Raw genomic sequence first — 12,189 nt, 5'->3', positions numbered from 1 at the left:
TCCAGGTAGGGCGGTTTTTTCGTTGTGCCAGATCTTGAGTTTTATCAAGAACAACTTCAGCTACCGGCTGGTACCTGGAGCAAACCTGGAGCAGGCCGTGACCCCATTTCGCTTCACCGCCGGGGACTGCTCCAGCCGGGCGTCCTAACGGGCGAATCCACGAAGGCATTTTGGCGCCCGCCCGGACCAACCGGCGGATCCCGGGCCTGGCTCGTTCACCTTGGGTACAGCCGGCACTGTGATGCTCCTTCGGGCAACCACCGGACGGAGATCCGATGACGTTGGTGAATCCGATGGCGCCCGCCGAAGCCCTGTCGCCTCGGCAAGAGCGGATCGCGCAGTGGCTCCGAAAGCAGGTCGGCCCGGGCACTGAAGCGTTTTCTGCGACGCGTGCGGGATGTTGTACGCGAACACACAACTGCGCACGGTGACACACAGACCCGCGACCGTTCGCCACCTCACGGTTCCGGACAACCGCAGAAGGCCGCGCACACGCGTCCCGGCGTCGGCCTCCCGCATGGCGGGCAGTATGGCCTGGGCCGCGGCGACGGCGCCGTAGAAGCTGTACTCGACCTGCGGCTGCAGGTTCTCCACCGTGACCTCCGAGGAAGCGGCCATGGTGAAGCCGGGTACCGGGGAATGCGGGGCCGGCGAGTACTCCAGTACGTCGATGCCGCCGAAGCGGGCCTTCACACCGTCCAGGGCATCCGTCAGTGAGGCACGGTCGAGGACGTCGGCGGGGAACGCGCCGGCCTTGATGCCGTCCTGGCCGAGAGTGATGTCCGCGGTTAGCGATTCGGCAGCGAAGGGGCTTTGGCTTGCCAGGTCAGAAGTTTGGCCGAGCTGTCTGACGGGTAGCCCACCAGCACTGCTTTTTCCTGGCTGACCGCGACATCGTTGAGTTCCGAGGCGGTATCGAAACCGTTGTCACGGACCGGCATCCGGGTCCACGCGGAGCCATCGGCTGAATACCAGACCAACCCGGCGGTCTCCCGACCGTCGCCACCGAACGTGTTGCCGACAGCAATGTATCCAGTACCCCAGTTGTGTACCGCGTTGACACGTAGCTCGTCGGCCGGAACCACGCCGGCGTCGGGGAGCCGACCTGGGTCTATCGTGGCGGGCTGCCATGTGCCGTCACGTCGGTGCCAGGCCCGTGGTTTTCCGTGCGGTTGGTCAGGTTGCGGGTAGTAGGTGAACAGCACCAAGGTCGATGCGTTGCCGCTTACGTGATCGATGCCGTTGATCTTTGGAAGCCCTGCGCTGATGTTCTGCCAGTGCACGCCATCTTCAGACGAGAGCAGCATCGTCCCGCTGTTGTCGTTCATGCCGAGGAGGAAGCCGTTCGGGGTCGCCGACGCTTCAGCACGAAAGGGCAACTCATTGGCTGGCTTGGGGACTCGCACCATGGCCCCAAAGGACCGGCCGTCAGCCGAGTGCCAGACATAGACGCCGTTGTTGTAGTTGCCGACGACGAGCACACCCCGCGGTCCCGCCGTGATCGTGACGTCGAGGTCCAGCCACAATTTGACCTTGAGGTCACCGAGTTCCAGCGGGATCGCTTCCCACCGTGCGCCGTCTTCGGTGCGCCACACGGTAAGTCCTCGGGAGTTCCAGCCGAGGAGATAGCCAGCTGCGCCGTACCCCGTTGCCTCGCGACTACAACACGAGGTGGGGTGCATTACGCCTTCCGGTGCCGCAGAGCGCCAGTCATTGCCGTCCTTGGACGTGAAGACCGTGAAGGGTCCATCCCAGGAGCTGCTGACTAGGAGAACGCCACCGTCCCATCCCGCCAGCTGTTGCCCCGACTTAGCGGTGATCGCCGTGCTGGGCGGCGATTTGATCCACTTCGGAGGCTCGAATGGTTGCGGTTGTCCAGACGCTGTGGGTGATGCCAGAGGTGCGGATGGTGAGGTCGTCTGGAGTGGTGTAGATGGTGCGGGACCGGCGGCGCAGGATGTCGCGACCACAAGCACCAGGGGCATAACCAGCCTTCTCAGCATGATGGCTTCCACGTCCGATGGTTGAAGTCGAAGCAGAACGGCCGTACGGCAGTGGTCGCGGTGGTGCGGAAGGGTGGCTTCCCGGCTTCGGGCAGCACCAACGTCCCTTCGTCAGAGCCGGAGGTCCACCTGAGGAGCAACCGCCACTCGATATCGCCTGTTGTGACTTCGGGAGTGATGACGAATTGCTCCGGTTCCACTTCGTTGACCTTGTACGGAAACGAGACGGTGTCGGGTTCCGGCACAATCTTGGGCGCAGTCGCATCGAGGTTGAGCAGGAACTTCCTGGGCGGCACCCCTCCCTGGACGCCGACCGGCAGAAACACACCGGTCATTGCCGGGGAACGGCGGACGACATCGACCGTCATCGACTGAAGCACCACCGACCTCCCGACCAGGCCTTGCACTGTCACGGTGAGCTCGCCACCGCTGCTGAACACGGCCTCGGCCGAAGGCGGGGCAGAAGGTGAACGGTAGGGAATTGGATCGTCACCTCGGTCGGGCACCACCCAACCGGACCGGCCGCCTATGGCCGCGTACGACGTCACCGCAGCGACCGGAGGCTCCGATGGCCCCGCTCTACCAGCACCAGATGTCGGCCCACTGTTGGCGGTACGGCTGTCCGGCGGTCCCGGAGTTGGCGAGGGCACTACGACGGCCTCCGGAGCTTTCGGTGTCAGCAAAGGCTGTCCGCACAGGACTACGCCGACTATGCCAACGACGAAAACGACGACTGCGCTTATCACCTGGGGTCGGCTGCGGTCCGTTGCCTTCGCGCGTAGTTGCCCGGCCAGCCAACTCACACCGAACACCGCCACGGCGATCGAAACGAGGCCTAACCATCCTATCCGGTCCAGAATCGAGGTGGCGTCCGCAATCACGCCCAGCACGACCATCAGCACCGTGGCCGCAGCCAGAGCGACGGTACCGGCAACTGTCAACTGCCTGATCAGAGACGTTCCCTTGACCGGAAACCTGACCCTGAACCTCCACCTCATGCGGAGATGTCCTCCCACCCATCACCACGAACAACGCCGAACACATCCTGGGATCCACAGACGCTGGTCACCAGGGAAGTGGTTGAGCCAAGCCCCGCCTCCAAACCCTTGATGATCGGTGTCCTGTTTCCGAACGGTCCCAGCCGCTCCGGACCAGACGCGGCAGATAGTAGCGCTAGATCAACAACATCGAGATCGTCACAACTACCGACCGGTAGGGCTAGACAGGACGGAATGGAAGATGGCGATGACCGGTCGGCTCCCCACCCATGACCGCCGCTTCGTCCGCAACCGATACCTCGGATGAACGCCGAGAGCCGACCACCTCGACCATTGTCGACGCTGTGCGTGGCGATCTGACCGTTACGGTCGACATCCGCTACATCGACGGTCCAGCAGGTGATCGCCTCGCTACGGCACAAGCTTAAGGACAGCTGGCTGCAACTGTGGCCGGTCATCACCCTGGACGGGCGCACCGGCTCGATCGACCGGTTCGCCGGCGTGCGCGATCCGGCGACCTGGCATTTGGTGTCGCAACCGCGCATGCAAGCGGCGTATCGCACCGCGGCCAGGGCATGGTTCGATCGGCTCTCCGGAAGCCAGCCGGCCTGGGGTATCGCCGCGGCGGTCGCCACCCTCCTGTGCTGTCCCGTCGGCGCCATCGGGCTTGCCGTCACGTCCTTGATCATCAACCGCAACCACCCGAGCACCGCCTTGCGTGTCGGCGCGATCGTCATCGCCGCCGCCAACGCCCTCATCGTCGCCGTGTTCGCGGCCGTGTTGCTGACCACTCACCACGGCGCCTGGCGCAGCTCGTATTCGTCTTCAGCTGGGTCGCCTTCGGCTCGTTCGTGCCCGACACGCTGGCGATCAAGCAGACACAGGCGGGGCTGTTCGCACCGTGGACCTACCGCACCGGGCCGGTGATGTACTACAACGTTTACCCGGTGACCGTGCTGGTGGCGTTCATCCCGGCACTGATCGGCGTGGTCGCGCTCGCCGTGTGGGCCGCGGCGCGGTTCTCTCGGCGCCGGCCGGAGTTCCCCGCGCTCGGCGCGGTGGCGGCGCTGGGTGCCGGCGGAGTCCTCTACTTCGTCGCCTATTCGTTCATCGGCGTCGGCCCGTTCCATTGGTACTACGTGGCTCCGACGACAACGCTGGCCAGTTTCGCCGTCGCGGCCTTCGGTGCGTGGTTCGGGCAGGCACGTGAGCGGACGGCGCTGCGCACCGTTCCCCCGCTGCTCGCGCTCGGGCTGACCGGGCTGCTGGCGCTGAGCGCGGCGGCCGTCGACGCCGCCCAGGGCATCCCGTGGAAGTCGCCGGTCATCTTCGGGAACTGGGCCAGCGCGCAGGACTACGCGCGGGTCGGCACGGAACTGGGCGCGCGGCTGGCCGGCGCGAGCGTGGCCAGTCCCGGGGAGATCGGCACCCTCGCGTACTACTGCGAGTGCGCCATCATCGACGAGTTCTCCGACCGCGGCCACGCGAAGGAGCTGGTCGAGCAGCGGATCGCGACGGCGAGCCCGCTGATGAGCCTTGCGCTGCGGGTGAACTACCACTGGCTGGACCGCTCGATCACCCCGCGCAAACCGGCTTACCGGCTGCACTACGGCTCGGGGCCGGCGGCCGGGCCGGACAGCTGGCAGGTGCACTCCGCAGCCAGGGGCGTCGGACACTTCACCCTCACCCGCGAACCGTAACCGTGGCACAGCGGCGCGGACCCCGCAGCCGGGATCGCGGCCCGGGAGTCCCGGCCGCGGCGCTGGGTGCTGCCCGGCGCCGTCGCCGTGGTGTCCGCCGTCGTCTTCGCGGTGGTGCGCCGGCACCTCGTCGACGACACGTTCATCACGCTGGCCTACGCCCGCAACCTCGCCTTCCAGGACACTGGGGGCTGATCGCGACGGAGACGTCGAACACCGCGACGTCGCCGCTGAACGTCCTGCTCCTCGCCGCACTGACCCTGGTCCTGCGCGACGCGGTGCTCGCCGCCGGTGCGCTGTTCGTGTTCTGCCTACGGGTCCGTAGGAAGCGGGTCCGGAGATGTCAGCGATCGGTCGCGCCCTCCAACACGATGTCCACGGTTTCCGCCAGGAAAGCCGGTGACGCCTCACCGCCGCGCAGGAGCAGGCGGAACCAGATCGCTCCGGCGAGCAGGTCCATGATCGAAACCGGGTCGATGCCGGGACGGAGTTCGCCACGTTCCTGCGCCCGCTGGAAGATCGGCTGTTCGCGGGCCATCCGGTCGGCGAAGAACGATCGCGCGACCTCGGCGAGTTCCGGTCGGCGCGGTGCCGCGGTGAGTGCCGCCGTGACGATGGGCGCGGTGCGCTCGGATGTGAGCAGCCTGGCGATATGCCGAGCCACTGCGAGAAGATCGGTGCGCAGGCCGCCGGTGTCCGGTACGTCGATACTGAGCAGCCCGGAGTTGGTCAGCGCCGCGGCCAGGAGCGCGTCCTTCGACGGCCACCATCGGTACAGGGTGGTCTTGTTGACCCCGGATCGAGCGGCGACGGATTCGATGGCCAACCTGTCGTAGCCGTGCTCGGCCAGCAGTTCGAGGGTCGCGGCGAAGATCGCCTCTTCCTTGCGGGGACCGCTCCGTGTGCTCACCAGCCAACAATACAACGCACCGTTGCGTTGTGTCGGATCGACAGGGTACTTTGCAACGCAACGGTGCGTTGCGTCTGGAGGTTCTATGGTTCCCGTCGTGTTCGTTCATGGCATCCGCATCAGCGGCTCGGCTTGGGTCGAGCAGGTGGAGAGAGTGGGTACGCGGCATCCCGCGAGGGCGATCGACCTACCTGGCCACGGCGCCCATCGCGGCTCGCCGTTCACGCTTCCCGATGCGGTACAAGCAGTCGTCGACGCCATCGACGAGCCGGCCCTCGTCGTGGGCCACTCGCTCGGCGGCTACGTCGCCATCGCCGCGGCCGCCCGGTACCCCGAACGCGTGGCCGGACTGGTCGTCGCCGGTTCGAGTTTCATTCCCGGGCGGACACTGGAAACGCCATTCCGGCTGGCGCACCGCGCGTTCATGCGGCTTCCGGACCGCGGTGAGCGGATCAGCCGTTGGCAGTTCAACGCCGCTCTGCCGCGACCGGTCGCGGACGCGGTCGTGGCAGGCGGGATCGCGACCGAGGTGATCCCGGATGTGGCGAAGGCCTTCGACGACTTCGACGTTCTCACGGAACTCGCGCAGTATCCCGGCCCGGCCTGGCTGATCAACGGCGCCCGCGACCACTTCCGGCGCCACGAGCGCCGCTTTCTCGAGGCCTGCATCGACGGACGGCTGCTCATCGTGCCGGGCGCCGGGCACTACCTGCCACTGACCCACACCGCCGAGTTCTCGCGACTCGTCCTCGATGCTGCTGCAGAGGTGGAGAGGGTTGGGCTGGAGATCGGTGATCTGGGTGGTTGAACCACTGGCGGATCGCACGAACCCCCCGGTCAATGCTCTGACCAGGAACTGAACGGCCGCCGCCCTGCGCAACATCAGATTCTGTCCCTGGCACATCGGCAAGATCGCCGCCGCAGCCCTCGTCCTGCTCCACACCAACCACGACCGCACCACATGATCACACACAGCAACTGACAGTTACTCGGAAAAGCTCACTTCCACAGGGAGCCCAAGCCCAGCATCACGGCGATCAGAATTGATCCTGACCAACACATAACGGCAGGTCAGGGATATCCGCCCGATTTTCGGCGGATACTACGGCGACGCCTGATCTTCGGGCAGAAACTCAACCGGCACGCATCTCTCCTGCTGCTGCAACCGCCCATCGCGGCGGAACCCGCGACGAACCTCAGCACCACACAGCCAGGCCGGTCAACACGAGGGGTCTATCCCGTGATCGGTGTTTCCGGCGTTGTTGATCAGTAGGTCTCGGCTCCCGGCCAGCGGTCACCGAACGTGATGGCGAACGCGTTGATCACTGGCTTCCAACGCATCGTCCATCGAGCGCGGCCTGTCCCGGTCGGGTCCAGGCTGCGGGTCACAAGGTACAGGCACTTCATCGCGGACTGCTCGGTCGGGAAATGCCCGCGTGCGCGGACCGCCCGCCGGTAGCGGGCGTTCAACGACTCGATCGCGTTCGTGGAGCAGATCATCGTCCGGATCTCGACGTCGTAGTCGAGGAACGGAGTGAACTCATTCCAAGCGTTGCGCCACAAACGAATCACCGCCCCATGCTTCGCTCCCCATTTCTCTTCGAATTCGTCGAGAGCCGCCGCGGCGGCGTCCGGACTGGGTGCGGTGTAGATGGGTTTAATGTCGCGTTTCACTGCCTCCCAGTCCCGCCGGGACACGAGCCGGAAGGTGTTGCGGATCAGATGAACAATGCAGGTCTGAACAATAGTTTTCGGCCACACGTTCGTCACGACGTCGGGCAGGCCTTTGAGTCCGTCGCAGACGAGGAAGAACACGTCCCCGACGCCGCGGTTCTTCAGGTCGATCAGCACACTCATCCAGAACTTCGCGCCCTCGCCACCGGTGCCCATCCACAGGCCCAGGACGTCCTTGTGACCGTCGATGGTCACGCCGATGGCGGCGTAGACGGGCCGATTGGCGACCTGGCCGTCACGGATCTTGACGTGGATCGCGTCGATGAACACAGCCACGTACACCGCATCGAGGGGCCGGCTGGCCCATTCCTGCATCTCGGCGACGACCTTGTCGGTGATCCGCGAGATCGTTTCCTTGCTCACCGAGGACCCGTAGATCTCGGCGAAATGCGCCGAGATATCCCCGCTCGTCATTCCCTTCGCATACAACGACAGCACGATCTCATCCACTTCGGTGAGCCGACGCTGCCGCTTCTTCACAATCTGCGGTTCGAACGTGCTCTCCCGATCCCGTGGCACGTTGATTCCGACTTCGCCCGCGGCGTCCGAGATCACCGTTTTCGGCCGGGTGCCGTTGCGCACATTCGTCGACTCACGATCCGGGTCGACCTGGTTCTTCTCATGCCCGAGGTGCTCGGTCATCTCCTCGTTGAGCGCAGTCTCCAGCACGTTCTTGGTGAACAGCTTCAGCAACCCGTCCGGCCCGGTCAACACCAGCCCGCGGGCCTTCGCCTCGGCCACCATCGCCGCCGCAGCGGCCTGCTCCGGCGACAGCTCCCGCGCCGGCTTGGACTCACTCTTGCGTGGACTCACAAGGTCCGATGTCATCACTCACAGTGCCCATCCCGCCGGACCTCAGCCCGGCGTGTCGGGCCGGAAACACCGATCTTGGAACAGTCCCCGTGCACATCGCTGAGGAAATCTGCGTACGCCAGGGGATCGCGCGGTTGGTGGGGCTTGCCGTCAGCCGGCCGGTAACCGGCGAGGCCGTCGGCGAGCCAGCCGGGCAGCGCGGTGCGGAAATCGGAGCGAGCCTGCTCCCGGGTCTCGGCCGTGTGCGCCAGCATGGCCGAGACGTGGTCGACGCCGGCGGGGTCGTGACCGGCCGCGTGCGCCGTCGCGGCGCACCGCTGGATCATCGCGGCCTTCTGCTCATCGGTCATGTGCAGGCCCAGCAGCATCGGCAACCCGCGCGCCGCGGCCAGGTCCGCGGTCGCCGGGGAGGTACAGGCCACCACGACACGGTGGCCGCGGCCGGGTCTTCGGTTGGGGCATGGAACCACGCGGCAACCCGACCCGACAACGGGCCACTTCAACCATCCCGAGCACCGGCAGGGCGACACGCAACAACCACCGACCGCAGTCTCAAGCCAGGCCGTCACCCACGCGAAAGATCCGGGCTAACAGCCCTGCTCAGACGGAGTCGCCTCGGTTCCGTTAGCGAGCTCCTCACTCTCGCGCAGCCAGAGATCATCGTTCATCTTAATCACAAGCGCAACCAGTAGTTTGAGCGCGGTGATGTAGGTACGGTAGTGCTCCTCTTCATCCGCGACGTCAAGAATTGCGCCATGCAGGTACCTGTTGCGCAGGTTCAGGCCATCGCTGAAGTCCTGATGATTGAGGCAGTAGTTGAAGTAGTTTGTTTCAGGCTTAGACAACAGTGACTCGGCCCGCACAAGCCAACCCTTTGTGACCATCTCATCGATTGCTTCGCGCGCACCTTTGCGGTGATGGTAGTAACTTGCCGCTTCCAACTCGTAGAGATCGCGCAGCACCACGAACTGGTCGGCACTTGCTAGCCGGATATGGCCTCCAGTGTTCTCGGCTACGCCGTGCGCGATTAGGTAGTCGACTTGACCCTTCTGGTAGTCATGGAAGTCACCGTAAGAAACATCGTGCTCGATGAGTAGTCGAGCACCGTTGTCAGCCCTGATCCTTTCATTTATGTACCCCAAGCCGGACTGATCCGAGAAGAGTAGGTGCATGACGTTGTGGATGTTTGGGCTCTCGCCTACATAGACATACTTGCCGACCAAGCAGCTCGGTACGTCTCGATACTTGACCTGGGAAGACATCATAGCCAGCAGCTCAGGATCAAACTCGCCGTTCTCCACGTAGAGCGAGAACTGCATGACGATACTTTCCATCTCGGCGAACAGATGACGACTCTTCTCAAGGTATGTTGCAGTCCTACTTGAAGGCGCGAACCGTAGATTCGTCACACCAAAGCTACCTCTCAAGTAGTCCGCGAAGAACCACGCGATTACCGACTCAAGTTCAACATCGTTGTGTCTGAGAAGTCGCTCATACATAGAGACCTGCAGGAAGGAACTCTGCTCCTTAAGGCGAAAGGCGAAACCCGCTGGATAAGCATCCTTTCCTACGGGTCCCATCGCACGCTCAAGCGCTCCGCGTTCCGCCTGATACGAGGGCAGCGTCAACAGCATGTGACGATCTACGAACTCAAACACATAGAGAAAGTTGTTGAGGACCGTAGGGTAATCGAGGTTCTCATCGAACCACTCGCGACTGTAGGAGTACTTCGTCACGAGCCCGTCCCTTGATTCCTCCACAGGCTCATCTTGCCCCTTGCTAACAGTAACCTCGCAGCCGATCACCATTCCGCCACCGTTAGACTCAAAGAACTCCTTCGTCCATCGTTCATGCTTGCGCTTCGCTTTGAGCTTCATCTTCTCGTCGATTCCAGCAGCTGTGTTGACGCGCGCGACAGAGATCAGCTCGAGAAGATTCGGATGCGCCTCCTCGCTATCTATGTATGCGTCAAGCAGTGCGCGCTTGTCCGAACTCTTCAAGCTCTGCGGCAAGTACATCTGCGAGCGATCATCACCGCTGAGATATAGCCGAATCACATGCTCGGCGTTGGCCACGTTCGAAACAAGACGCGTACGTATCTCTTCATCGTAAACCCGCACAAGGCTTCCACACGAGAGCATCGTGCCCGTACTGACATTCAGGCTGTCTAGGATTGCCAGCACGCTCGCGGCGGAGCAACGGCGGTAGACCTTGTGTCGTGACAGGAGTTCCAGCAAGTCCGCGTGATACTCATGACTGACCCCTGCGATCCGGCAACTCAGCGTTTCGTCGGTCAGAGAGCCAAAGAATTTGGACTCGACTTCATGCAATCCGGGAATGAGCGCCTTAAATGCCGCGCGCTGCTCCTCGGAAGAGGATGCGGGAAAGTACCCGTTCTCCACGAAGAGTCGGCAATTATATAGTTCGAGAACGTCAGAAGCAGTGTACGTTGTGACTGATGCGTCGAATCGACTAAGAACCTCAGCTGCGCGTCCCGCCTGGAAATAGTTTCCGACGTCCGCGGGACCAAAGAACTTCAGACGTCGATGTGGCGCAGGCTCGGTGGTCATTCTTCTTACTATACTAGATTCGCACCTCGGAGTCGGCTACCTCCGAGGTGGGTTACCCGGTTCAGCATCCGTTCGCCCCTGCGATGCATGAAGCCTTCGAGTTCCCATGTCATAGTTCGTCGATCATGACTGTGGGCTCCACCCTCAGCTTCGGCGTGTGAGTAGTGGCCTCGAACTCCTCACCGTTACATATCCGATCGCTCTGCGTGAACGCACTCTCATGCCGCTGACCGAGCGTTGCAACGTCCTCACATGCCGCAGAGAGCGCGTATCCCCGGCGGACCACTCTGGCAGCACCTCGACCGGCGAGCGCCCCCCAGGCCGGGGCGATGTGAATGACCGGATTGGCCAGTTGATGACCGAGGAGATACCGAGCCCGCGGCGGGAAGGTTCTTACCGGCTCCTTGCACGCTCGTCGTCCGCGGCCACTCGGACGTCTCGGAAATCCAAGACGGCCGCTCGAGAGATGCGGATCAAGCTCGCGAGATCACCCTGTGCCAGCAGCAGCACATCCTCGAGAACCTGCGACGGTAGCTCCAGCTCGCGCGGGCCGCAGCAGTCATGCCACGCCATGTCCGCCAGGTGCAGCAGATCGAGCGCCGCCTCGACGTCTGCAGACGAGAATTGTGCCTCAATGCGGGGTGTGCGTGCCTGACGGCGTTGCTCACTTCCGACAGTCATCGGATCCCTCCAACGTTTCTGCGGCTGATGGATCACCGATGATCCGCCTGCGGCCACCATCGGCTGCGACAGACTGCCGGTAATCGACGCGCCGATGCCCGCTCATGCCGACGAGCGGTCGGTGGAGGTCAGGCTGCAGCAACAACTGAATTGCACGTGTCCGGACGGATTGGCACTATCGCGGGCATGGCCCGGAACGCGAGGTCGGCGGCGCAGGGGTGCATCTTCTGTGCCATTGCGGTGCGGCAGGCCGAGGCCAGCGTGGTGCACGAGGACGAGACCATTGTCGTCTTCATGGACCTGAACCCCGTCACGCCCGGCCATCTTCTCGTCGTGCCACGCAAGCACGCCGTGGGCCTCGAAGACCTCGATCGAGTCACGAGCGCCCATGTCTGGTCGGTCGGTCATGACATGGCACAGGCCCTGCGACGCTCACGCATGGGCTGCGAGGGAATCAACGTCCTCCTCTGTGACGGCGAAGCCGCCTTCCAGACGGTCTTCCACTTCCACCTTCACGTCATCCCTCGCTACGCAGGAGACGGCTGGACCGTCAAAGCCAAGTCTCTGAAACGCGAGAGGTCGCTCCTCGACAGCGACGCGCAAGCGATCAAAGACGCCATTGCGTCGACGGACTGACGGGCGACTTCCGCTCATGCTGCGAGCCGGTCGGCAGCGGGCGGCCAGAACGCGCTGTCATGGCTCCCCTTTATGTCAAGGGGCGATCCTGGCGGGGGTAGGCTGGGCGGCGGCCTTGATCTTCTTGTCGATGGTCTCCAGTTC

At 63.7% G+C, this 12,189-nt stretch carries 12 protein-coding genes and 2 pseudogenes; 6 read left to right on the top strand and 8 right to left on the bottom strand.

Annotation, left to right across the window (positions count from 1 at the left end; all coding sequences use genetic code 11):
- Nucleotides 1-144: 144 nt before the first annotated feature.
- The 3 genes from ACFVYA_RS13480 to ACFVYA_RS13470 form a co-directional block, all read right to left on the bottom strand.
- Nucleotides 145-759, bottom strand: coding sequence for a hypothetical protein (locus ACFVYA_RS13480; RefSeq protein ID WP_387044980.1), 615 nt, complete (start codon nt 757-759; stop codon nt 145-147).
- Nucleotides 760-788: 29 nt separating this feature from the next.
- A complete protein-coding gene (locus ACFVYA_RS13475; RefSeq protein ID WP_387044877.1) occupies nt 789-1,595 on the bottom strand; it encodes a hypothetical protein in 807 nt (268 codons plus the stop codon).
- Between the two features lie 401 nt (nt 1,596-1,996).
- Nucleotides 1,997-2,551 carry a hypothetical protein gene (locus ACFVYA_RS13470; protein WP_387044876.1) on the bottom strand — a complete coding sequence of 185 codons (555 nt, stop codon included), beginning with the start codon at nt 2,549-2,551 and terminating at the stop codon, nt 1,997-1,999.
- An 849-nt stretch (nt 2,552-3,400) separates the two neighbouring features.
- Between ACFVYA_RS13470 and ACFVYA_RS13465 the strand changes: the two genes are divergently transcribed.
- From ACFVYA_RS13465 to ACFVYA_RS13455, 3 genes and pseudogenes are all read left to right on the top strand, one after another.
- On the top strand, nt 3,401-3,928 hold the full coding sequence (locus ACFVYA_RS13465) for a hypothetical protein (protein ID WP_387044875.1): 528 nt from the start codon (nt 3,401-3,403) through the stop codon (nt 3,926-3,928).
- A complete protein-coding gene (locus ACFVYA_RS13460; protein ID WP_387044874.1) occupies nt 3,853-4,701 on the top strand; it encodes a hypothetical protein in 849 nt (282 codons plus the stop codon). Before ACFVYA_RS13465 ends, ACFVYA_RS13460 begins: the two co-directional genes overlap by 76 nt.
- A 33-nt stretch (nt 4,702-4,734) precedes the next feature.
- A pseudogene (locus ACFVYA_RS13455) lies at nt 4,735-5,006 on the top strand (hypothetical protein); the annotation flags it as partial.
- A 38-nt stretch (nt 5,007-5,044) separates the two neighbouring features.
- Here the strand turns inward: ACFVYA_RS13455 and ACFVYA_RS13450 are convergent.
- A complete protein-coding gene (locus tag ACFVYA_RS13450; protein WP_387044873.1) occupies nt 5,045-5,611 on the bottom strand; it encodes a TetR/AcrR family transcriptional regulator in 567 nt (188 codons plus the stop codon).
- 85 nt (nt 5,612-5,696) lie between these two features.
- Here ACFVYA_RS13450 and ACFVYA_RS13445 point away from each other — a divergent pair, with 85 nt between their 5' ends.
- Both ACFVYA_RS13445 and ACFVYA_RS13440 read left to right on the top strand, forming a co-directional pair.
- Nucleotides 5,697-6,419 (top strand): alpha/beta fold hydrolase, encoded by a 723-nt coding sequence (locus ACFVYA_RS13445; RefSeq protein ID WP_387044872.1) that lies wholly within the window; start codon nt 5,697-5,699, stop codon nt 6,417-6,419.
- A 52-nt stretch (nt 6,420-6,471) separates the two neighbouring features.
- A pseudogene (locus ACFVYA_RS13440) lies at nt 6,472-6,576 on the top strand (IS5/IS1182 family transposase); the annotation flags it as partial.
- 301 nt (nt 6,577-6,877) lie between these two features.
- Here ACFVYA_RS13440 and ACFVYA_RS13435 read toward each other — a convergent pair.
- The 4 genes from ACFVYA_RS13435 to ACFVYA_RS13420 form a co-directional block, all read right to left on the bottom strand.
- Nucleotides 6,878-8,173, bottom strand: a complete 1,296-nt coding sequence (locus ACFVYA_RS13435) for an IS256 family transposase (RefSeq protein ID WP_387044871.1) — start codon at nt 8,171-8,173, stop codon at nt 6,878-6,880.
- Complete coding sequence (locus tag ACFVYA_RS13430) at nt 8,173-8,628, bottom strand: LLM class flavin-dependent oxidoreductase (RefSeq protein WP_387044870.1); 456 nt, start codon at nt 8,626-8,628, stop codon at nt 8,173-8,175. The genes ACFVYA_RS13435 and ACFVYA_RS13430 overlap by 1 nt, the downstream gene beginning before the upstream one ends.
- 117 nt (nt 8,629-8,745) lie before the next feature.
- Nucleotides 8,746-10,728 (bottom strand): hypothetical protein, encoded by a 1,983-nt coding sequence (locus ACFVYA_RS13425; protein WP_387044869.1) that lies wholly within the window; start codon nt 10,726-10,728, stop codon nt 8,746-8,748.
- 393 nt (nt 10,729-11,121) lie between these two features.
- The gene (locus tag ACFVYA_RS13420) at nt 11,122-11,409 is read right to left on the bottom strand and encodes a hypothetical protein (protein ID WP_387044868.1); all 288 of its coding nucleotides are present in this window, start codon (nt 11,407-11,409) and stop codon (nt 11,122-11,124) included.
- 186 nt (nt 11,410-11,595) lie between these two features.
- Between ACFVYA_RS13420 and ACFVYA_RS13415 the strand changes: the two genes are divergently transcribed.
- Entirely contained in the window at nt 11,596-12,045 is a 450-nt protein-coding gene (locus ACFVYA_RS13415) for an HIT family protein (RefSeq protein ID WP_387044867.1), read from the top strand.
- The last annotated feature ends 144 nt before the right edge of the window (nt 12,046-12,189 follow it).

Origin of the sequence: Amycolatopsis sp. NPDC058278 (assembly GCF_042881395.1) — a bacterium.
Taxonomy (GTDB): domain Bacteria; phylum Actinomycetota; class Actinomycetes; order Mycobacteriales; family Pseudonocardiaceae; genus Amycolatopsis.
This window is presented reverse-complemented; position numbering and strand designations above follow the sequence as displayed.